We start from the raw sequence: 22,891 nt of genomic DNA, 5'->3' as shown, positions 1-22,891 counted from the left end.
AAGCTCACCCCATCAAAACAGAGATGAAATAGAACAGTAATCCTGCTAATGCAGAGCCGCCCAGTACTGACAAAACGCCTTTCTGAAACTTAAATAAGGCCAGCCCAGCTAATGCGCAGATGAGGATCGAGACCCAAGAAATGGAGCCGCTAAAGCCTCTAGGTAAAAAGACGTGATACGCAAAAAATAGACCAAGATTGGCGATGACCCCAACGACTGCGGCGGTAATAGCTGTGAGTGGGGCGGTAAACCCAAGCTTGCCATGTGTTGACTCAATGAGAGGACCGCCTACTAGAATGAAAAAGAAGGAGGGTAAAAAAGTAAACCAAGTAGCAACACAGGCACCAATAACGCCAAACCAAAATGGATTGCTATTACCGATTAAGGATTGAATGTGTCCAGCAAGGTAGCCCACAAAAGCCACCACCATGATGAGTGGGCCTGGTGTTGTTTCGCCTAGAGCTAAGCCGTCAATCATTTGATTGGCGCTGAGCCAATGAAAGTGCTCGACTGCACCTTGATAAACGTATGGAAGAACGGCGTATGCGCCACCAAAAGTCAGAAAGGCGGCTTTGGTAAAGAACCACGCAATATTGGGATATAGGGTCTTCCAGCCAAAGATGGCTACTAAAGCACCAAATGGGACCAGCCAACATGTGAGTGCGATCAGGCTATGACGAATTGCTTTTAAATAAGTAAATTTTGCATGCTCAGGTGTGGGGGTGTGATCATCAATAATGGCAGCGCCATATTGTTTTTCTTTCTTTTCACCATGACCACCACCTTGCTGGAAATATTCTGGATAGCGTTTACCTCCCCAGAATCCGATCGCAGCAGCTATCAATACGATGATAGGAAAGGCTAGATTGAGAATGAAGATGGAGAGAAAGGATCCAAGGGCAATCCACTGAAGTGCTTGGTTATGAATAGTGCGCTTACCAATGCGTACTGCTGCGTGCAATACGATCGCAGTGACAGCGGGTTTAATGCCAAAGAAAATGGCGGCAATCCAGGGAACTTGTCCGAAGGTGAGATACACCCAAGATAGGCCAATTAAGATAAACAAGGATGGCAGTACAAAGAGGCTGCCTGCCAGAATGCCACCCCAACTCCGATGCATCAGCCAGCCTATATACGTAACCAGCTGTTGGGCTTCCGGCCCTGGCAAAAGCATGCAATAGTTCAGCGCATGTAAAAAGCGCCGCTCAGAAATCCAGCGACGCTTTTCAACTAACTCTTGGTGCAGAACAGCAATTTGACCTGCAGGCCCACCGAAACTGATGAAGCCTAGTTTGGCCCAAAACTTCAGGGCTTCACTTAGTGGAATGCTCAAACTTCATCCATTCCGCCGACCACTTGGCTAAAGCCGTTATCAACATAAATGATTTCAGCGGTAATGCCATTGGCCAAGTCAGACAATAAGAATGCGGCAGTATTGCCTACATCATCAATCGTCACGTTGCGGCGTAAGGGTGCAGTTTGTTCAACTGCCTCTAAAATTTTGCCAAACCCTTTAATGCCAGATGCGGCCAAAGTTTTAATGGGGCCTGCAGAGATGCCGTTAGCGCGAATGCCTTTTGGTCCTACTGAGCCAGCGAGGTAGCGAACAGAAGCCTCAAGGGATGCTTTTGCTAAACCCATGGTGTTGTAGTTAGGAACATTCTTCATGGATCCCAAATAAGTCAATGTGAGCAATGAAGATTTGTCGCGCAACATTGGGAGCGCTTCTTTCGCCATTGCAGGGAAGCTATAGGCAGAGATGTCATGCGCAATCTTGAAGCCTTCACGAGTTAGGCCTTCTAAGAAATCACCAGCAATTGCCTCGCGTGGAGCAAAGCCAATCGCATGTACAAAGCCGTCAAACTGAGGCCAGGATTTGGCTAAATCCTTAAAAAGGGCGCTGATTTGTTCATCACTACCGACATCGCAGTCAAAAATCAGCTCGGTATTGAATTCTTTTGCAAAATCAACAATCCGGCCCTTAAAGCGTTCGCCTACATAAGTAAAGGCTAGTTCAGCGCCTTCACGATGGCAGGCCTTGGCGATGCCATAGGCAATAGAGCGGTTGGAGAGGAGGCCGGTAATGAGGATTTTTTTGCCGGTGAGAAAGCCCATGTTGTGTCCTTTACTTCAAATATGATTAGCTATCTACAATTGTTGCATATATGCCCACCCTTAAACCCATTCGACAAATTGCCTATTTCTTGCTGCTAGCCCTGCTAGTAGGGCTTGGGGCCAATAAAGTGCTGGCGGGACAGGGAATTGCACAATACGGCAAACCCAAATATCCCGAGGGATTTGCCCATTTTGATTACGTAAATCCCAATGCCCCCCGTGGCGGAACGCTGGTCCTGCCAAATCCTGGGCAAAGAACAAGCTTTGATAAGTTCAACCCATTTACCCTAAGAGGTATCACTGCCCCAGGAATTGAATTGATGTTTGAGTCCTTGGCCGAAGGGAGTGCAGATGAAGTCTCCAGTATTTACGGTTTATTAGCGGACGATATTCAGGTAGCCAAAGATCATCAGTCGGTCACCTTTCATATTCGTTCTGAAGCAATGTTTTCGGATGGTAGTCCAGTATTGGCGGCCGACGTTAAATATAGCTTTGATACTTTAATGAGTGGTAAAGCGCATCCTCGATATAAAACGACTTTTGCAGATATTAAAGAAGCGGTAGTTTTATCAGATCGAACCATTCGATTTGATTTTAAGAATGACAACGCCGAGCTTCCTATCTTGGCAGGAACCTTCCCAGTTTTCTCGCGTAACTGGGGTAAACAGCCCGATGGAACAGTTATTCCGTTTGAGAAGCTTGCCTTTGAAGTTCCGATTGGTAGTGGCCCTTATTTGATTGAATCTTTCAAAGCAGGTAAGTCGATTGTTTATAAAAAGAATCCAAACTATTGGGTAGATCAACTCAGTAAACCCTTAAATGTTCGCGTTGGCTTTTATAACTTTGATCGAGTGCTTTACAAACTCTATAGTGATGATGCTGTTAGGTTGGAAGCCTTTAAAGCAGGGGAGTTTGATGCTCTCGTTGAGTATCGCGCCAAGATTTGGGCCAAAGGATATGTGGGCTCTAAGTTTGATAAAGGCATTCTTTTAAAGAAAGCATTCTTAAATCATAATGGCGCTGGTATGCAAGGCTTCGCTATGAATGTCAGGCGCCCCATTTTTAAAGATGTGCGTGTGCGTGAGGCTCTGGGTTACGCATTGGATTTTGAATGGCTCAATCGCCAAATCTTTTTTGATCAATACAGTCGAATCAATAGCTATTTTACGAACAGTGATTTGAGTGCAAACTTTGATGGCCCTCGTAAACCAACTGAAGGGGAGTTAAAGCTGCTAAAGCCCTTGAAGGCTAAATATCCGCAGTGGGTCCCGGACTCTGTCTTTGGCCCAATGTCTGCGGCGCCATCAACAACGCCGCCGAGTAGCTTGCGCCAGAATTTAAAGAAAGCACGTGAGCTTCTCATGCATGCTGGTTGGCAGTATCGTGACGGTGCATTGCGCAATGAAAAGGGTGAGCCATTTCGCTTTGAGATTGTGGAAGACGGCGGATTCTTCTTGAGGGTGATCTCTGCTTATGTGCGCAACTTAGAAAAGTTGGGAGTGCAAGTAGATATCCGGACAAGCGACTTTGCTTTACATCAAAAACGCATGAATGAGTATGACTTTGATATGACGACTGTGCGTTTTCAAGATTCCCAAAATCCCGGCAACGAGCTTTGGGATCGCTTTGGCAGTCAAGCCGCCAAAGAGAAGGGTTCTGACAATGTGATTGGTGTGCAATCGCCAGTAGTGGACGCATTGATCGAAGAAATTACCAAGGCGCAAAATCGGGAGCAGTTAAGAACCGCAACGAGAGCCCTGGATAGAGTCCTGTGGAATAGTTATTACGTCGTTCCGCAGTGGTACAACCCAACTCACCGCGTTGCCTTCCGTCATGAGATGCGCTATCCAGAGCCTCCTTTGTATTACTCGGCCGAGGCATGGATCATGCAAAATTGGTGGAAAGAAGAGGCTAAATAATGCAAGGTCAAATGCGCGCCTATATTTTTAAGCGTTTGTTATTAATGATCCCCACCATCTTGGGTGTGTTGACGCTTACCTTTGCGGTAGTGCAATTTGTTCCAGGTGGACCTGTAGAACAAATGGTTCTTGAGTTAAAAGGGAAGGGTGGCGCTGCAACAGGTGGTTCAGAATCTTCTGGTTCCGGTTCAACGTATCGCGGTCGCCAAGGCGTGGATGCACAGCGCCTGGAAGAAGTGAAAGCTTTATATGGTTTTGATAAGCCACCACTCGAGCGTTATTTCATGATGTTGGGACGCTTTGCCAGATTTGATTTGGGGCAAAGCTACTACCAACATGAAAGCGTTTGGAGTTTGGTCGTCTCTAAATTGCCGGTCTCAATCAGTATCGGTTTATGGACCTTCTTTATTACTTACTTGGTATCCATTCCTCTCGGCATCGCTAAGGCAGTACGCGACGGCTCTCGCTTTGATGCCATTACTAGTAGCATGATTTTGGTTGGGTATGCGATTCCAGGATTTGTGCTGGGCGTCTTATTGCTAGTGCTCTTTGGAGGCGGGAGTTTCTTGCAGTTATTTCCGCTGCGAGGGTTAACGTCAGATAACTGGAGTGACCTCAGTTTAATTGGCAAGGTCATGGATTACTTGTGGCATTTAGTGTTGCCGATTACTGCTTCTGTTCTTGGCAGCTTTGCCGTAGTCACTATGCTGACCAAGAACTCCTTTTTGGAAGAGATTCGCAAGCAATATGTTTTGACTGCGCGCGCAAAAGGCCTTACAGAAAAGCAGGTGCTATGGAAGCACGTATTCCGTAATGCGCTCTTACCGTTAGTGACGGGTTTCCCGGCAGCATTTATTGGCGCTTTTTTTACCGGCTCATTATTGATCGAGACACTGTTCTCCTTGGATGGCCTTGGCTTACTCTCTTACGAGTCAGTCATGCGCCGTGACTACCCTGTAGTTTTCGGCACTTTGTATTTATTCACTTTGATTGGATTGTTTACGAAGTTAATTTCTGATCTTTGTTATGTATATGTAGACCCACGCATTCAGTTTGGTGCGGGAGGGGGTTCATGAATCGTTGGCAGCGTTTTAAAAATAGCCGCATGGGTTATGCGAGCCTTTGGATCTTTATGGTCCTGTTTGGTTTATCGATGTGCGCTGAGTTGATTGCAAATGACAAGCCTTTAGTGGTGCGCTATGAAGGTCATTTCTATTTTCCGATTGTGAAGAGCCAACCTGAAACCGTTTTTGGTGGAGACTTTGCAACACCCACAGACTTCTTGGACCCGGATATTCGTAGGAATGTCACGAGCAACGGCAATTGGGCGATCTATCCCCCGATTCACTATAGCTACGAGACGCTGAACTACTTTTCTCAGGTGCCTAATCCTGCGCCGCCGTCCTGGGAGAATTGGCTCGGGACTGATGATCGTGGGCGCGATGTTTTGGCGCGGCTTATTTATGGCTTTCGCTTATCCATTTTGTTTGGCCTAGCGCTCACCATTGTGGGAGTTAGTGTAGGCATCGTTACTGGATCCTTAATGGGGTTCTTTGGTGGCAAGTTCGACTTAGTTTCTCAGCGCTTAATTGAAATCTGGTCGGCCATGCCCGAGTTGTATTTGCTGATTATTTTTGCCTCTATCTTTAACCCCAGCGTTTCTTTATTAATTATTTTATTGGCAGCATTTGGTTGGATGGGTTTATCAGATTATGTCCGCGCAGAATTTTTCCGTAATCGTGCCTTGGAGTATGTTCGCGCCGCGCGAGCGCTGGGTTTGACGAATGTGCAAATCATGTGGCGTCATATTCTGCCTAATAGCTTGACGCCGGTAATCACCTTTTTGCCATTTCGCATGAGTGCAGCAATCTTATCTTTAACTAGCCTAGATTTTTTAGGTTTAGGCGTTCCTCCAGGAACCCCCAGTCTTGGTGAGTTACTTTCCCAAGGAAAAAGCAATCTTGATGCCTGGTGGATCTCCTTATCTACATTCGTAGTCTTGGTTACAACCTTATTGCTGCTAACCTTTATGGGCGAAGCATTACGCAATGCTTTTGATTCTCGTAAGGCTGGTTTGATGAATGGAGGTCGCTCATGAGCGTAAGTTCAACTCCAAAGCAATCCTTGTTGCGCTATGAAGATCTCTGCATTTCATTTGGATCAGGCCGACGAGAAAAGTTTGCCGTCAATCATCTCGATTTAGAAATCGGCATAGGTGAACGCGTTGCTTTAGTGGGGGAGTCAGGCTCTGGCAAGACGCTGACCGCTTTGGCGCCTTTGCAGCTTGAGCCTGAGGGCGCCAAAGTTTCTGGAAAGATTCTGTGGAACAAAAAAGACGGGAGCGGCACAGTAGATTTACTCTCAATGTCTATGCAAGATATTAGGGAAATTCGTGGGCGCGAAATAGCCATGGTGTTTCAGGAGCCAATGACCGCGCTGAACCCATTATTTACTGTTGGCAATCAAATAATTGAAGCGGTACAAATCTATCAACCCCTGATTTCTAAGGCAGACTCGATTGATGCTGCGGTTGACTTACTCAGAAAGACAGGAATTCCTGAGCCTGAGCGTCGTTTTCATTCTTATCCACATCAACTCTCTGGCGGTCAAAGACAGCGTGCAATGATTGCGATGGCTTTGGCATGCAAGCCGCGGCTATTGATTGCAGATGAACCTACGACAGCATTGGATGTGAGTTTACGTTTACAGATTTTAGATTTATTGAAGGAGCTTCAAGAAGAATCTAAAGATCATGGTGGGATGGGAATACTCCTAATTACCCATGATCTCAATTTGGTAAAGCATTTTGCACAACGCGTAGCAGTACTGAATCAAGGTAACTTGCTGGAATCGGGATCGACTAAGCAAGTATTTCAGCATCCTGAAGATCCTTACACCCGGGCCTTGGTAAATAGTGAGCCAGTACGTGACTTGGCACCACTCATGCCTTTAGCCCCAGTGTTATTAAAAACCGAAGAGTTATCTGTTGCTTATCCAAGTTCAGAATCAGTTTCTTGGTTTAAAAAAGCACCACCACACAAGGTGCTAAAGAAAGTTAGCTTTGCATTAAAGCAAGGTCAAACCATTGGCGTGATTGGCGAATCTGGTTCAGGTAAGACAACATTGGGTATGGCGGTGCTTGGTTTGTTGGGCGACTCAGCCGCAGAGGTTACTGGCACTGTTGATGTGCTTGGTAGCGACTGGCAGAAACTGAAACCCATTGAACGGCGCGCGATGCGTTCTAGCTTGCAGGTGATTTTTCAGGATCCCTTTGGATCACTATCTCCCCGAATGAATGTCTTACAGATTGTTTCTGAAGGTTTGGATGTGCACTTGCCAAAACTCTCGGCCACAGAACGCGAGACTCGCGTAGTAGACATACTCAAGGAAGTGGGTTTAGATCGCTCGGCGCTTCTTCGTTATCCCCATGAGTTTTCTGGCGGACAGCGGCAACGTATTGCGATTGCCCGCGCCTTAATCTTGCGCCCACAAATTTTGGTTTTAGATGAGCCTACGTCTGCATTAGATGTCTCTATTCAAAAGCAGGTACTTGCTTTATTGACTGAGCTGCAGAAAAAGTACAACTTAGCTTATCTCATGATTAGCCATGACTTAGCCGTCATTAGAGCGATGTCTCATGAGGTAATGGTTCTTAAAGAAGGCAGGGTAGTGGAGTTTGGTGATACCGAAACCCTCATCAAGCATCCCCACCAAACCTATACCAAAGCGCTTTTTGCTGCTGCTGAGTTGACTTAGGCAGGTCTAAGGGGAGGGTAAAAATCCTCTTCAAATGGGCTAAATTGGTGCATTTGCCCCTATTTAATGCAAATTTATGTTTATAAACAAAGACTTAAGCATAGACTGAATACTTGGTTAATTAAGGGTTCTTTGTTAAACTGATCCGATGTCATTGAAAAAAGCACTACTTTTAAAACTACTGGGCCTGAGCTTAGGCGCCATCCTTTCGGTATCTGCTTATGCTGCTGATACTGCGATAGAGGCATCCGCTGATGCTGTGGTTCCAAAAGAGAGCATGTTTCAGGCGGGGCGTTCTTATATTGCTCGCGTATCAGATCGCTTGGCTGATACCGTTACAGGTAAATCAGAAGAGTTGATTAATCGCGCTATGGAAGTCATTGGCGTACGTTATCGCTCTGACACAGAATTACCGCAATCCGGATTAGATGGCAGCAGCTTTGTGGGTTATGTCTTTAAAGACAAGCTTGGTTTCTTGTTGCCACGTAAGTCAACTCAGATGAGTCGTGTTGGAAAACCCATTACCCGTGAAGAATTGCAACCAGGCGACCTCGTGTTCTTTAACACTATGCGTCTCACTTTTTCTCACGTGGGAATTTATGTCGGCGACAACAAATTCATTCACTCTCCTTCTAAAGGTACGAATGTACGAGTAGATGATCTTGGTAGCCTCTATTGGGATAAACGTTTTGATGGTGCACGTCGCTTAGATGGTAGCGATAATCTTAATGATTCCGAGCGTCAAGAACTCCTGAACGAAGTAAAAAGTCTCAAGCGTAAGTCACGCAGTCTTTAAGCTAGGGCACTTCAGCCCGATGGCTACTAGCCCTTCAACTTTTCTTTAATCAATCCCATTTGCTCTTGTGCAGCGATTTCGCCAGCAAGAATCGCGGCATTTCTGGATTTGAAATCGCCACTACTCATTTGCTTTAATTGCGGCTGAATGACGATATCAGCACTTTTCAACTCGTACTGATTGATGCTTCTTTGCATGATGGAGATGGTGTGCTGCAATATGCCAAAGGTTCCGCTGGCATCTTGATGAACTGGCTCAGAAGAGATATTGACTGCAATCACTAAAGTTGCACCCATCTGTCTTGCATAGCTAACAGGCACTGGCGCAACTAAACCGCCATCTACATATTCTTTGCCGCCAATTACTGCTGGCTGAAACACACCTGGGATGCTGCAAGATGCACGCACTGCCAAACCTGTATTGCCGGTTCTAAATAAAGTCCCTTTGCCTGACTGCAATTCGGTGGCAACAATTCCCAAAGGGATGCGCATTTGTTCAATGGATTTGTTTTGCACTTCTCGGTTGACCATGTTTTGCAAGGCGTCGCCTTTAATCAGACCTCCAAATCGCCCTGCAAAGGGAAGTCCCCAGTCCGCAATCGTGGCCTCATCTAAGTTCATGGCTAAGCGGTTTAGATCATTCCCAGTTACCCCGGAGGCCAATAAAGCAGCAATCACGCTGCCTGCGCTACTGCCCACAACGATGTCAGGTCTGATGCCTTGGGCTTCTAGCGCCTTGATGACGCCAATATGGGCAAAGCCTCTAGCAGCGCCAGCACCTAAAACTAAGCCAACCACTGGTTTTTTGCTGCCCATGAGGCTGCAAGAGCTCAGGCTCATCCCTCCAAAAAGAGCCCCCATGCCAATTCCGAGGCTCAGGAGTCTGCGTCGCTCACTGGAATCCGGGGTGTTTGGCATCGATAAAGAGGGTTTTGTAGAATTCTTGTGCATGTGGCTATTGTATTGAGCCTACCTTATAATGGCCGAAAGGTGAACGAAAAGGACTTCGTTTCAGCGCGGGCATATTCCAATAAGAACTGATGAGATGGATTGTCCGTAGTCGCTAGAGAACACCAAAACCCATTACTGAATACATTATTAAAGCCTAATCAGGATTGCTCCTGGTAGCCCGAATTTTATGGATGATCACAATAAGCGTGTAATTGAAACAGCCCTCCTATGCGCACAGGAGCCACTCACCGTTGCTGATTTGTCACGTCTATTTGTAGAAGACATTACGACCGCAGATATCGATGAAGCATTGGTAGAGTTGCAACGCGCCTGGGATGAAAAGGGTATGGAGTTAGTGCATATCGCAACAGGCTGGCGTTTTCAGAGCCGCCTTTCAATGCGCGAATATCTTGATCGCCTGACACCAGAAAAGCCACCAAAGTATTCACGCGCTGTGATGGAGACTTTAGCCATCATCGCTTATCGCCAACCCGTTACTCGCGGTGAGATAGAAGAGATTCGCGGTGTTGCGGTTAGCAGTAACGTGATGAAGCAGTTAGAAGATCGTGGTTGGGTTGAGGTCATTGGTCATAAAGAAACCATTGGCCGCCCAGGCTTGTACGCCACTACCAAGCAGTTCTTAGATGACCTCAGTCTGACGAATTTACAAAGTCTGCCAATGTTGGAAGATGCGGCGCCAATGGCTGCTGCAGAGCAATTAGGTCAAGCGGTGATGCAGTTTGATCCATCCGCCACCGTCGAGACAGTCATCATTGATGCTGATACACAAGAAGTAAGTGAGGCTGAAACTGAAGTAGTAGAAATCATTATTGAAGAAACTACTATTGAAATTACTGAAGAAGAAGTTACCCCTGAGTCTGAAGATAAACCAGACGAAACAAAATAATAATTAATGACAAGCTCTAACGAAAACGAATCATCACCGGTAGTAAATTCATCGGCAACTCCCTCTAACTCAGACGCTGCGCCATCGAATACTGATAGCCCTAAGACTGAAGGTGGGGAACGCGCTGAACGTGGCGATCGTCGCCCCCGTCGCCAAGGCACGGGAGGTGGCAAGCCTGCCTTTAACAAAAAGCGTCCATTTAATAAGGATCGGCCACGCCGCGAGGGTGGTGATGCTAATGGTCCTCGCGAAGGCAGGGGCAATCAAGGCAGTAACGATTCGTCAAAATTAGCCCCTAACCCCGCTGAAATCGAAGCATTGTTTGCTTCGGTAGTTTCTGGTGAGTTCGATGCCGCCTTAGATGCCCCTGAGGTTGAAGAAGTTAAAAATATTGATGGCGTTAATGAGAGTGAGATCTCGCATCAAACTGGTGCTGAGCGCCGTGCTCAACGTTCGCGTGAAGATGAAGATTCAGATGCGCCAACAGATGAAGAAATGAGTAGTTTGCAGTTTGCGAACGTCGATGATCTCCCTCTCAGTTTGCGTGATGAAGTTTGGTCTGATCTCGACGGTCTAGACGATGACGCGGATGATGAAGATACTGTTAAGTTGCACAAAGTATTAGCTGATGTCGGCATGGGCTCGCGTCGCGATATGGAAGACTTAATTATTCAGGGGCGTGTTTCTGTCAATGGATTGCCTGCGCATATTGGGCAACGCATTGGACCAACTGATCAAGTGCGTATTAATGGCAAACCAGTACATCGCAAGATTCAGACTAAGCCGCCACGCGTCATCATGTATCACAAGCCTGCTGGCGAGATCGTCAGTCAGTCGGATCCTGAAGGTCGTCCAACTGTATTTGATCGTCTACCAAAGCCGCGCCAAGGTCGTTGGATTGCTGTTGGCCGCTTGGACTTTAATACCGAAGGCCTTTTGTTATTCACCACATCTGGTGAGTTAGCTAATCGCTTAATGCATCCACGTTACGGTGTCGAGCGTGAATACGCCGTGCGTATCCTGGGCGACTTGAGCCAAGAAAATACTGCTCTATTAAAGAGTGGCATCACGCTCGATGATGGCCAAGCTAAGTTCTTACGTCTAGCGATAGGTGGTGGTGAAGGTGCTAACCGTTGGTACCACGTTGCATTAACTGAGGGCCGTAATCGCGAAGTTCGTCGTATGTTTGAGGCAGTTGGTCATACGGTATCTCGCTTAATCAGAACGCGTTATGGCATTTTCTTATTGCCTCCACGCTTGAGACGGGGTAAATGGGAAGAGATTGAGGCCGGCGGCATTTATAACCTCATGAAGTCTGCTGGCTTAAAAATGCCGCAGCCGCAAGACAAGGGTCGCAGCCCTAATCCAAATAATCGTGATCGTCGTCCTGTGGGCGAGGATTTCCAGCCGGATCCAATGCAAACCTCGGTTTCTTATTGGGGATCGCGTGATGCTTTAACCCTTGCTAGTGGCCATAACGGCCTGACTCATCAGGGTAGAGGCGGAAAACCTGGTGGTGGCGGTGCTTCTGGCGAAGGTCGCGGACCTTTCCGTGGTCGCACCCAAGGCGGTAGACCAGGTCAGGGCGGCCAAGGTGGTCGTGGTGGTCAAGGCGCTCAGGGCGGACAAGGTGGTGGCCAGGGCCAAAATCGCAGTAAAGGCGCCAAAGTTCATCATGGACAGTCTGCCTTTGTGACGGGCAATCCTCAAAGTCCTGGAAATGGGCCTAAGCGTAGCGCACCAAAAGGGCGAAAACCCTTCAATAAAGGGCCTAGGAAACCGAGAAACCCGGGCGAAAGCTTCTGATTTGTATCGGTTTTCTGCCAAATAGGCTATAATTTTGGTCTTACAGCAGGTTTCTGCTGTTTTTAGTTGTTACCGACTGATGTTGCGATCAACGTAAGTCGGCCTGTTCTGAATTTCGAGAATATGGGCTTTGAAGCCCATTTTTTTTTGCCATTTTGGTATGAAAGGTTGTCGTGAAGGATCAGCAGGTTATTTCTGCAGAGCTGGAAAACTTGGGTTACACGCTAGTTGATATCGAGCGTGAAGCCGGAGGATTGCTGCGCGTCACGATTGAAAACCCAGATTACGAGCGCTTGATTACGGTGTTGGATTGCGAAAAGGTTAGCCATCAGTTGAGCTACACCTTGCCAGTAGAAAACATTCCCTTTGAGCGTTTAGAGATTTCATCTCCAGGATTGGATCGCCCAGTAAAAACTGCCGCTGATTTTGAGCGCTTTGCTGGCATGGAAGTAGATTTGAAATTGCGTGTTGCAGTTGGCAATCGCAAGAATTTTCGTGGTGAGTTGCAAGGCTTGCTCAGTGGTGAATTGAATTCTCCTGATGCAAAGTTTGGTTTGGTATTTGAGGGTGCTGATGGTCAGCCCTCTCAATTGGAGTTCTCTTTAGCCGAGGTCGATAAGACTCGGTTGGTCCCTGTTATTGATTTCAAAGGAAGAAAGTCATGAGCCGAGAAGTTCTCATGTTGGCAGACGCGCTAGCGCGTGAAAAGAACGTTGATCAAGCAATTGTGTTTGAGGCCTTAGAAATGGCCTTAGCCTCTGCTACTAAGAAGCGTTATGCAACTGAAGATGTGGATATTCGTGTGTCGATCGATCGCGAATCTGGTGAATACGAAACCTTCCGTCGCTGGTTGGTTGTTCCAAATGAAGCCGGTTTGCAAGAGCCAGATAAAGAGATTCTGCAATTTGAAGCTCAAGAGCAACTCGCTGACATGGAAGTTGGCGACTATATCGAAGAGCAAATCGAATCTTTAGCATTCGGCCGTATTGGCGCGCAAGCTGCTAAGCAAGTTATTTTGCAGCGCATTCGCGACGCGGAACGTGAACAAATTTTGAACGATTACCTTGAGCGTGGCGAAAAAGTCATGACTGGTACCGTGAAACGTGCTGATAAGAATGGTCTCATTATTGAATCTGGTCGCGTTGAAGCATTGCTCCGTCGTGATCAAATGATTCCAAAAGAGAACTTACGTTCTGGTGATCGTGTCCGCGCATACATACTTAAGGTGGATCGCGAAGCACGCGGCCCTCAAATTGAACTCTCCCGTACTTGCCCAGATTTCTTGATCAAGTTGTTTGAGAACGAAGTTCCAGAGATGGAGCAGGGTTTATTAGAGATCAAAGGCGCTGCCCGTGATCCTGGTATCCGCGCAAAAATTGCTGTGATTACTTATGACAAGCGTATTGACCCAATTGGCACTTGTGTTGGTGTACGTGGCACCCGTGTGACTGCAGTTCGCAATGAAGTTGCTGGCGAAGCAGTAGACATCGTATTGTGGTCTGAAGATCCAGCCCAGTTTGTGATTGGTGCCTTGGCTCCAGCCCAAGTATCTTCTATCGTCGTTGACGAAGAGCGTCATGCAATGGACGTAGTGGTTGACGAAGAAAACTTGGCAATCGCCATTGGCCGAAGTGGACAAAACGTTCGTTTGGCGAGCGATTTGACTGGCTGGCAAATTAACATCATGACTCCTGAAGAGTCTGCCGAGAAAACTGAAAAAGAAGCATCTTCTGTACGCCAGTTGTTTATGGATAAGTTGGATGTGGATCAAGAAGTGGCTGATATCTTGATTGAAGAAGGTTTCAATACATTGGAAGAGGTCGCTTATGTACCCCTCTCTGAAATGTTAGAGATCGATTCTTTCGATGAAGATACCGTGAATGAGTTGCGTACTCGTGCGCGTGATTCTTTGTTGACTATGGAGTTAGCAAAAGAAGAGCGTATTGGTGAAGTTTCACAAGATTTGCGCTCCCTTGAGGGAATGACAACAGAACTGATTGCTAAGCTTGCTGACAATCAAGTTCACACCCGTGACGACCTTGCTGAACTAGCTGTTGATGAGCTGGTTGAGGCGACACAAATTGACGAAGAAACTGCGAAAACGCTCATCATGAAAGCGCGCGAACATTGGTTTACTTCATGAGAGGAAGTAGTGCATGGCAACAACAGTAAAAGTACTCGCTAAAGAATTAAAACGTACCGCGCCAGACCTCCTAGAGCAGTTGAAGGCGGCCGGTATTGAAAAAGGTTCTGAGGACGACAGCATTACCGAAAAGGACAAAACTGTCCTGCTCGAGCATTTGCAAAAAGAGCATGGCAGCGTTGACAGTGGCACGCGCAAAAAGATTACCTTAATCAAGCGCGAGAGCTCAGAAATTCGTCAAGCAGATTCTGCTGGACGAACTCGTACCGTACAGGTTGAGGTGCGTAAAAAGCGTGTGCTGGTTAAGGCTGGAGAGAAGGCGCCTGAAGAGGCAGCAGTAGCACCGGTCAAAGAGGTCGCACCGGCTGCACCAGTTAAGCCTGTTATCTCTGCAGAAGAATTAGAAAAACGCGCGGCTGAGGCGACACGCCAAGCCGAGCTATTGGCACGTCAAGAAGCGGAAATGAAGGCGGCTGAAGAAGCGCGTCAAAAAGAAGTTGCTGCTCCGATAGCCGTCAAAGAAGTGGCGCCTGTAGATGAAGCGCCAGCTGCTGCTGCAGCTGCTGCCGAGAAAAAAGCGACTGCAGATAAAGCGGCTAAAGATTTAGCTGCAAGTAAAGAAAAAGAATTGGCAGACATTCGTGTTCGTCGTGCTGCCGCTGAAGCTGAGGCTTTAGCGATTCGCGACATGATGAGTGCTCCAGCCCGCGTTCTGAAAGCACCAAGTGAAATTGCTGCTGAGGAAGCGAAAAAAGGTACCCTGCATAAGCCAGCAAAAGTTGAAGGCGCTGATGATAAGAAAAAGGCTGCTGCTAAAGTTGGCGGTAAAACCATCAAATCTGCTGAGACATCATCTACTTGGCAAGAAGAAGGCGCCAAGAAACCTGGTGGCTTAAAGACTCGCGGTGATTCTTCTGGTGGCGTTGGTGGCTGGCGTTCAGGCGGTGGCCGTAAGAAGCAGCGCCAAATCGCAGAAGCGAACGTAGATACAAACTTCCAAGTTCCAACCGAACCAGTGGTGCGTGATGTTCATGTTCCAGAAACAATTACTGTTGCTGAGTTAGCTCATGCCATGGCGGTTAAGAGTGCGGAAGTGATTAAGTTGCTGATGGGTATGGGGCAAATGGTCACCATCAATCAAGTGCTTGATCAAGATACTGCGATGATTCTCGTTGAGGAGATGGGCCATAAAGCCCATGCTGCAAAATTAGATGATCCTGATTTGGATCTGGGTACTGATGGTCACGATGCAGAATTGTTGCCACGTCCTCCAGTTGTAACGGTGATGGGTCACGTTGACCACGGTAAAACTTCTTTGCTCGATAAGATTCGTGCTGCAAAAGTTGCTACCGGTGAAGCTGGTGGTATTACTCAGCACATCGGTGCATACCATGTGGAAACTCCGCGCGGCATGATTACCTTCCTGGATACTCCGGGCCACGAAGCCTTTACGGCAATGCGTGCTCGTGGTGCCAAGGCAACGGATATTGTGATTTTGGTGGTAGCGGCTGATGACGGCGTGATGCCGCAAACTAAAGAAGCGATTCACCATGCGCTCGCAGGTGGCGTTCCTATTGTTGTCGCAATTAATAAGATTGATAAGCCAGAAGCCAATTCTGAGCGCGTTAAAACTGAATTGGTTGCAGAGCAAGTGGTTCCTGAGGAATACGGTGGCGATGTGCCATTTATTCCTGTATCAGCAAAAACTGGCGAAGGTATTGATGCCTTGCTAGAGAACGTGCTCTTACAGGCTGAAATCTTAGAACTGAAAGCACCTAAAGATGCTCCTGCTCAAGGTTTAGTCATTGAAGCGCGTTTGGATAAAGGTAAGGGTCCTGTTGCAACCATTTTGGTTCAGTCGGGCACCCTTAAACGTGGCGATATGTTGCTTGCTGGTTCAACCTACGGACGCGTACGCGCTATGTTGGATGAAAACGGCAAACCCTGTAACGAAGCAGGCCCATCTATTCCGGTAGAAATTCAAGGTTTAGCTGATGTTCCTGCGGCTGGTGAGTCAGTGCAAGTAGTTCCCGATGAGCGTAAGGCTCGCGAAATTGCATTGTTCCGTCAAGGTAAGTTCCGTGATGTGAAGTTGGCGAAACAGCAGGCATTCAAACTTGAGACCATGATGGAAAACATGGAAGAGGGCGCGGTTGAAGCTAAGTTGTTGCCGCTGATTATTAAGGCTGACGTACAAGGTTCTCAAGAAGCCTTAGCGCAGTCATTAATGAAGCTTTCTACACCTGAGGTTAAGGTTCAAATTGTTCACGCAGGTGTTGGTGGTATCACTGAAACTGACGTGAACTTGGCTGTTGCATCTAAAGCGGTCATCTTTGGCTTTAACTCCCGTGCAGATGCTGCTGCTCGTAAGTTAGCCGAGAACAATGGTGTAGATATTCGTTATCACAACATCATTTATGACGCTGTTGATGAAGTGAAGTTAGCACTGAGCGGCATGTTGACTCCAGATAAGAAAGAAGAAATCACTGGTCTCGTTGAGATTCGTCAAGTCTTCTTGGTATCTAAAGTCGGCGCGATTGCAGGTTGCTTAGTGGTTGATGGAATCGTTAAACGCTCATCTAGTGTTCGTCTCTTGCGTGACAACGTCGTTGTTTGGACTGGTGAGTTGGACTCTCTCAAGCGCTTCAAGGATGACGCCAAGGAGGTTCGTGCCGGTGTTGAATGCGGTCTGTCATTAAAAGGCTATAACGATATTAAAGAAGGCGACCAGTTAGAAGTGTTTGAAGTAACTGAAGTTGCACGTTCACTCTAAGCACTATGCACAAGACTAGTCCACATCGTAACCAGCGTCTCGCCGATCAAATTCAGCGAGACCTGGCCGAGCTTATTCCGCGTGAACTGCGCAGTCCGAGTTTGGGTTTAATTACTTTACAAAGTATCGAGCTCACACCAGATCTAGCACACGCAAAGGTATTCTTTACCGTGTTGGGCGCTGAGCCTGAGCATGCTTTAAAAGCGCTTCAAGAAAAAGCAGGTTATTTGCACTCGCTATTATTTAAGCGTTTGCATATTCACACTGTTCCTACATTGCATTTTCACTATGACAGCTCAGTTGAGCATGGCATAGAAATGTCTCGGTTGATCGATCAAGCAGTGGATAGTGACCGCGGCGATCATAAAGACGAGACTCAGTAATTCATGTCTATTCGGATCGACGGCGTAGTGCTGCTAGATAAACCTGCTGGAATGAGTTCACAGGGTGCAGTTACCGCTGTAAAGCGCGCTTTTAATGCTGACAAGGCTGGTCATACTGGAACTTTAGATCCGATGGCAACTGGCTTACTCCCTATTTGCTTGGGTGAGGCTACAAAGTATTCACAAGACTTGCTTGAAGCGGACAAGACCTATATCGCTAGAGTGAAGTTTGGTTCGCGTACTGATACCGGTGATGCCGAAGGTCAAATCATTGAAGAATTGACTTTGCCTGTCTTTGCCAGTGAAGCAGAAATCAAATCCGCATTAGAGGCTTTGCTCCCAAAATTTACTGGGCCGATTTCTCAAGTGCCGCCAATGTACTCTGCGCTGAAGCGTGACGGTAAACCATTGTATGAATATGCTCGTGCTGGTGTTGAGTTAGAGCGCGCTGCTCGAAACATTACTATTCACGCGATTCGCTGGACGAATATCGCTTGGCCAGAAGCTACTTTAGAAGTTAGCTGCAGTAAAGGCACATACATCCGCGTTTTAGCTGAAGATATTGGTAATGCATTAGGCTGTGGCGCCCATTTAGTTGGTTTGCGCCGTACTGAAGTAGGGCATTTAAATCTTGAGCAGTCCTTTACCATTGAATCCATTCAAAGCGGTCTGCAAAATAGCGCTAACTACATATTGCCTGTTGATGCTTTATTGCAAACATTGCCACACTTAACTGTGGATGAGCAACAAGCTAAACGTCTTGAGATGGGGCAGCGTGTTCCTCTCAATTTACCTTCAATTGAAGCATTAGTTCGCATCTATCGTGCCACTGCTGCTCCTCATAACTTTATCGGTACTGCTGATTGGCGCTCTGGTGTATTGCATCCTAAGCGCCTAATTTCGCAGGCTCAATGAATATTCATTATCCATAACCCCTTTACTTATCTTTAACTTTAGAAGCTTCACATGACTAAACGCTCACTTCGTAACATCGCCATCATCGCCCACGTTGACCACGGTAAAACTACCTTGGTTGACCAACTCTTGCGCCAATCTGGCACATTCCGCACCAATGAAAAAATGACCGAACGCGTCATGGATTCAAATGACCTGGAAAAAGAGCGCGGCATTACTATTTTGTCCAAGAACTGTGCAGTGGAATATGACGGCACACACATCAACATCGTTGATACCCCTGGACACGCTGACTTCGGTGGTGAAGTAGAGCGTGTTCTCTCCATGGTTGACGGTGTATTACTCTTGGTTGATGCGGTTGAAGGCCCAATGCCACAGACCCGCTTCGTAACTAAGAAAGCTTTGGCTTTAGGTTTGAAGCCAATCGTGGTGATTAATAAAGTTGACCGTCCAGGTGCGCGTTGTGATTACGTGATCAATGCAACTTTTGAGTTGTTTGATAAGCTTGGCGCAACTGAAGAGCAATTAGATTTCCCGGTTATCTATGCATCAGGCTTAAACGGTTATGCAGGAGAATCAGAGGATGTGCGTGAAGGTAATATGCGCCCCTTGTTTGACGCTGTTCTGAAACATGTCCCTGTGCGTGATGATGATCCAGATGGTCCCTTGCAATTCCAGATTTCTTCAATCGACTACAACAGCTATGTTGGCAAGATCGGTGTTGGTCGTATTAGCCGCGGACGTGTGAAATCAGGCATGGAAGTAGTCTGCATGAACGGTCCTGATGGCACACCATTCAAAGGTCGTATAAACCAAGTATTGAAATTTAAAGGTCTCGAGCGCGAAATCGTTGACGAGGCAGTTGCTGGCGATATCGCCCTCATCAATGGTATTGAAGAGTTGGCGATTGGCACAACCGTATGTGCGGTTGATAAGCCAGATCCATTGCCAATGCTCAAGATTGATGAGCCTACTTTAACCATGAACTTCATGGTGAACACTAGTCCATTAGCTGGTCGCGAAGGTAAGTTTGTAACTAGCCGCCAAATTCGTGAGCGCCTTGATCGTGAATTAAAGGCCAATATGGCTTTGCGCGTAAAAGAAACTGATGATGACACCGTATTTGAAGTATCAGGTCGTGGCGAGCTGCATCTCACCATCTTGGTAGAGACTATGCGTCGTGAAGGCTATGAGATGGCGGTTTCCCGTCCACGTGTTGTCTTTCATGAAGAGAATGGCGTCAAGATGGAGCCGTATGAGAACTTAACGGTAGACGTAGAAGATGCCACTCAAGGTTCTGTGATGGAAGACTTGGGCAAGCGTAAGGGTGAGCTGCAAGATATGGTGAGTGACGGAAAAGGCCGTACACGTCTTGAGTACCGCATTCCTGCACGTGGTCTGATCGGCTTCCAAGGCGACTTCATGACCATGACTCGCGGTAATGGTTTGATGAGTCACACATTTGATTCTTATGCTCCAGCTAAAGATGGAATCTTGGGCGAACGTCATAATGGCGTATTGATCAGTCAAGATGATGGTGAAGCAGTTGCCTACGCTATTTGGAAGTTACAAGATCGTGGCCGTATGTTTGTGAGCCATGGTGATCCTGTATACGAGGGTATGGTGATTGGTATTCATAGTCGTGACAATGACTTGGTTGTTAACCCAATCAAGGGTAAGCAATTAACCAACGTTCGTTCTTCTGGTACTGACGAAGCAGTTCGCCTGGTAACACCAATTGATTTGACCTTAGAGTATGCGGTGGAATTCATTAGTGATGATGAGTTGGTGGAAGTAACGCCGAAAAGCGTACGTATCCGTAAGCGTCACCTGAAGGAGCATGATCGCAAAAAGGCATCACGCGAATAAGCTGCCTTAAGCTACACAACAAAAGTCACCTCCGGGTGGCTTTTGTTCTTCATTGAAATCAAAACTCCAAAATATCAGTCAGAAAAAGTAAAAATACATCCCTATGCTGCCATCGATTGAACAACGTCTTGCCCAAGAGCTTTCCGCCAAACCTGCTCAAGTAGCTGCAGCAATAGCTCTCATGGATGAGGGTGCTACCGTTCCTTTTATCGCCCGTTATCGTAAAGAAGCTACTGGAGGTTTAGATGACACTCAATTGCGCTTATTGGAAGAGCGACTGAGCTACCTCCGGGAATTAGAGGATCGTCGCAAAACGATTGTCGCCTCCATTGAAGAGCAGGGCAAGATGACGCCAGAATTACTCAAGGCCATCATGCTGGCAGAAGATAAGACGCGCCTAGAAGATCTCTATCTACCGTATAAGCCTAAGAGAAGAACAAAGGCGCAAATTGCTTTGGAAGCAGGCTTGGAGCCCTTGGCGAATGACTTATTAGCCAACCCCAATTTAGATCCTGAAACAGAAGCTGCAAAATATCTTAAGGAGGCTTTTCAGGTTGATGGCACTGATAATCCTGGTGTAGTAGATACCAAGGCCGCTCTTGAAGGTGCCCGTCAAATTCTGATGGAGCGTTTTGCAGAAGATGCGGCATTGGTGCAATCTCTTAGAGAGTACTTACAAGATCATGGTGTTGTAGAGTCCAAAGTGATTGCCGGGAAAGAGCAAGAGGGTGAGAAGTTTGCCGATTACTTTGATTACTCCGAGCCAATTAAAGCCATTCCATCTCACCGCGCTCTAGCATTATTTAGAGGTCGTCGCGAACAGATGTTGATGGTCAATCTGCGTTTGGATACCGAAGAAGAAAAGCCCAAATGGGATTCACCGCACAACCCTTGTGAAAACCGCATAGCCAATCATTTCAAGATAAAAAACGAAAGCCGTCCTGCCGATGCATGGTTGGCTGACACGGTGCGCTGGACTTGGCGCATTAAGTGTTCACTGCATTTAGAGTCAGAGCTCATGACGGCGCTGCGTGAACGCTCAGAAACCGAAGCGATTAATGTATTTGCACGCAACCTCAAAGACTTGCTATTAGCCGCTCCTGCTGGTCCCAGAGTCACTATTGGCCTAGATCCTGGAATGCGCACAGGCGTCAAGGTAGCGGTGGTGGATGCGACCGGAAAAGTAGTAGATACCGATGTCATATACCCCCACCAGCCCAAGAATGATTGGGCGGGATCATTACATGCCTTAGCTAAGTTGGCTGAGAAACATAAGGCCACCTTAATCTCCATTGGTAATGGTACCGCTTCTCGCGAGACCGATAAATTGGCTCAAGAACTGATTAAAGCCAAACCGGAACTGAAGCTCACTAAAATTGTTGTCTCTGAAGCGGGTGCATCGGTTTACTCTGCCTCGGAATATGCCTCAAAAGAGTTGCCAGGCATGGACGTTTCATTGCGTGGTGCAGTATCGATCGCACGTCGTTTGCAAGATCCATTAGCCGAGCTTGTCAAGATCGACCCTAAATCAATTGGCGTAGGTCAGTACCAGCATGATGTGATGCAAACTCAGTTAGCTAAATCATTGGTGGCGGTGGTAGAGGATTGCGTGAACGCTGTAGGTGTGGATGTAAATACTGCCTCAGCACCTTTGTTGGCCAGGGTTTCAGGGTTGAGCTCTACTGTGGCAGAAGGAATCGTAGCCTATCGCGATAGTAAAGGTGCATTTAAATCGAGAGCTGATCTCAAGAGTGTTCCGCGCCTCGGCGAGAAAACTTACGAGCAGGCTGCTGGCTTCTTAAGAATTATGGATGGTACTGATCCATTGGACGCCTCTGCGGTACACCCAGAATCTTATCCTTTAGTGGAAAAGATTTTGAAGGACATCAAGAAAGGGGTGAAAGAAGTCATTGGCGATGCTAACTTGCTGAAATCACTCTCGCCAGAAAAATATGCTGACGGTCAGTTTGGTTTGCCAACTGTTACCGACATCCTTAAGGAATTAGAAAAGCCAGGTCGTGATCCACGCCCAGAATTTACTACTGCGACTTTTAAAGATGGCGTAGAAAAAATGAGCGACCTTAAAGCGGAGATGATTCTTGAAGGTGTAGTGACGAACGTTGCTGCTTTCGGCGCTTTCGTTGATATTGGCGTGCATCAGGATGGTTTAGTCCACATTTCTGCGCTTTCCAATACCTTCGTGAAAGATCCTCATAGCGTAGTGAAAGCGGGGCAGGTGGTTAAGGTGAAGGTGCTCGAGGTGGATGAAAAGCGCAAGCGCATTGCGTTAACGATGCGTTTAACGGATGAAGCGCCAAAAGCAGATGCCAAGGTCGGCGCTAGGTCTGAGCAAAGAACCCCAAATCGACCTAAAACGCCGGAACTCAGAAGACCTCAAGAAGATAGGCGCTCAGCACCCCCAATGAATAATGCAATGGCGGCCGCCTTCGGCAAGCTTAAGAAATAGTAATTTTTAGAGAATTTCTCACTAATTAAGTGGCAAATTCTCTAAACTAATGCTTTGTATGTTTAACAACGAAAGACAAGGATTACTGTGAA

Annotated in this window: 17 protein-coding genes; 14 read left to right on the top strand and 3 right to left on the bottom strand. The window is 47.0% G+C overall.

Going from position 1 to position 22,891, the window contains the following annotated elements:
- Positions 1 to 4 precede the first annotated feature (4 nt).
- Both chrA and fabI read right to left on the bottom strand, forming a co-directional pair.
- Positions 5 to 1,333, bottom strand: a complete 1,329-nt coding sequence (chrA, locus tag ICN33_RS00530) for a chromate efflux transporter (RefSeq protein ID WP_216193531.1) — start codon at positions 1,331 to 1,333, stop codon at positions 5 to 7.
- Positions 1,330 to 2,115, bottom strand: coding sequence for an enoyl-ACP reductase FabI (fabI, locus tag ICN33_RS00525; RefSeq protein WP_216193529.1), 786 nt, complete (start codon positions 2,113 to 2,115; stop codon positions 1,330 to 1,332). Before fabI ends, chrA begins: the two co-directional genes overlap by 4 nt.
- A gap of 50 nt (positions 2,116 to 2,165) precedes the next feature.
- Between fabI and ICN33_RS00520 the strand changes: the two genes are divergently transcribed.
- The 5 genes from ICN33_RS00520 (at position 2,166) to ICN33_RS00500 (ending at position 8,586) form a co-directional block, all read left to right on the top strand.
- Positions 2,166 to 4,034 carry an extracellular solute-binding protein gene (locus ICN33_RS00520; protein WP_216193527.1) on the top strand — a complete coding sequence of 623 codons (1,869 nt, stop codon included), beginning with the start codon at positions 2,166 to 2,168 and terminating at the stop codon, positions 4,032 to 4,034.
- A gap of 11 nt (positions 4,035 to 4,045) precedes the next feature.
- Positions 4,046 to 5,110, top strand: coding sequence for a microcin C ABC transporter permease YejB (locus ICN33_RS00515; protein WP_216196495.1), 1,065 nt, complete (start codon positions 4,046 to 4,048; stop codon positions 5,108 to 5,110).
- A complete protein-coding gene (locus ICN33_RS00510; RefSeq protein WP_216193524.1) occupies positions 5,107 to 6,132 on the top strand; it encodes an ABC transporter permease in 1,026 nt (341 codons plus the stop codon). The genes ICN33_RS00515 and ICN33_RS00510 overlap by 4 nt, the downstream gene beginning before the upstream one ends.
- Positions 6,129 to 7,790: an ABC transporter ATP-binding protein gene (locus ICN33_RS00505; RefSeq protein WP_216193522.1), complete on the top strand. Its 1,662-nt coding sequence runs from the start codon at positions 6,129 to 6,131 to the stop codon at positions 7,788 to 7,790. The genes ICN33_RS00510 and ICN33_RS00505 overlap by 4 nt, the downstream gene beginning before the upstream one ends.
- 148 nt (positions 7,791 to 7,938) lie before the next feature.
- Positions 7,939 to 8,586, top strand: a complete 648-nt coding sequence (locus tag ICN33_RS00500; protein ID WP_216193520.1) for a C40 family peptidase — start codon at positions 7,939 to 7,941, stop codon at positions 8,584 to 8,586.
- 26 nt (positions 8,587 to 8,612) lie between these two features.
- On the opposite strand, the gene ICN33_RS00495 is transcribed toward ICN33_RS00500, so the two are convergent.
- Entirely contained in the window at positions 8,613 to 9,425 is an 813-nt protein-coding gene (locus ICN33_RS00495; protein ID WP_370623243.1) for a patatin-like phospholipase family protein, read from the bottom strand.
- 298 nt (positions 9,426 to 9,723) lie between these two features.
- On the opposite strand from ICN33_RS00495, the gene scpB reads away from it, so the two are divergent.
- From scpB to ICN33_RS00450, 9 genes are all read left to right on the top strand, one after another.
- Positions 9,724 to 10,443: an SMC-Scp complex subunit ScpB gene (gene scpB / locus ICN33_RS00490; protein WP_216193516.1), complete on the top strand. Its 720-nt coding sequence runs from the start codon at positions 9,724 to 9,726 to the stop codon at positions 10,441 to 10,443.
- 6 nt (positions 10,444 to 10,449) lie between these two features.
- A complete protein-coding gene (locus tag ICN33_RS00485) occupies positions 10,450 to 12,249 on the top strand; it encodes a pseudouridine synthase (protein WP_216193514.1) in 1,800 nt (599 codons plus the stop codon).
- 173 nt (positions 12,250 to 12,422) lie between these two features.
- Positions 12,423 to 12,914: a ribosome maturation factor RimP gene (rimP, locus tag ICN33_RS00480; protein WP_216193512.1), complete on the top strand. Its 492-nt coding sequence runs from the start codon at positions 12,423 to 12,425 to the stop codon at positions 12,912 to 12,914.
- Positions 12,911 to 14,392: a transcription termination factor NusA gene (nusA, locus tag ICN33_RS00475; RefSeq protein WP_216193510.1), complete on the top strand. Its 1,482-nt coding sequence runs from the start codon at positions 12,911 to 12,913 to the stop codon at positions 14,390 to 14,392. The genes rimP and nusA overlap by 4 nt, the downstream gene beginning before the upstream one ends.
- A gap of 13 nt (positions 14,393 to 14,405) precedes the next feature.
- The gene (infB, locus tag ICN33_RS00470) at positions 14,406 to 17,165 is read left to right on the top strand and encodes a translation initiation factor IF-2 (RefSeq protein WP_216193508.1); all 2,760 of its coding nucleotides are present in this window, start codon (positions 14,406 to 14,408) and stop codon (positions 17,163 to 17,165) included.
- Between the two features lie 5 nt (positions 17,166 to 17,170).
- Positions 17,171 to 17,548 (top strand): 30S ribosome-binding factor RbfA, encoded by a 378-nt coding sequence (gene rbfA, locus ICN33_RS00465; protein ID WP_216193506.1) that lies wholly within the window; start codon positions 17,171 to 17,173, stop codon positions 17,546 to 17,548.
- A gap of 3 nt (positions 17,549 to 17,551) precedes the next feature.
- Positions 17,552 to 18,463 carry a tRNA pseudouridine(55) synthase TruB gene (truB, locus tag ICN33_RS00460; RefSeq protein WP_216193504.1) on the top strand — a complete coding sequence of 304 codons (912 nt, stop codon included), beginning with the start codon at positions 17,552 to 17,554 and terminating at the stop codon, positions 18,461 to 18,463.
- A 51-nt stretch (positions 18,464 to 18,514) separates the two neighbouring features.
- Entirely contained in the window at positions 18,515 to 20,332 is a 1,818-nt protein-coding gene (gene typA / locus ICN33_RS00455; RefSeq protein WP_216193502.1) for a translational GTPase TypA, read from the top strand.
- Between the two features lie 103 nt (positions 20,333 to 20,435).
- Positions 20,436 to 22,799, top strand: coding sequence for a Tex family protein (locus tag ICN33_RS00450; RefSeq protein ID WP_216193500.1), 2,364 nt, complete (start codon positions 20,436 to 20,438; stop codon positions 22,797 to 22,799).
- Positions 22,800 to 22,891: the final 92 nt, after the last annotated feature.

It is taken from the genome of Polynucleobacter sp. UB-Tiil-W10 (assembly GCF_018881605.1).
GTDB lineage: Bacteria > Pseudomonadota > Gammaproteobacteria > Burkholderiales > Burkholderiaceae > Polynucleobacter.
The sequence above is the reverse complement of the archived record's forward strand: the minus strand, read 5'-3'. Positions and strand labels throughout refer to the sequence as shown.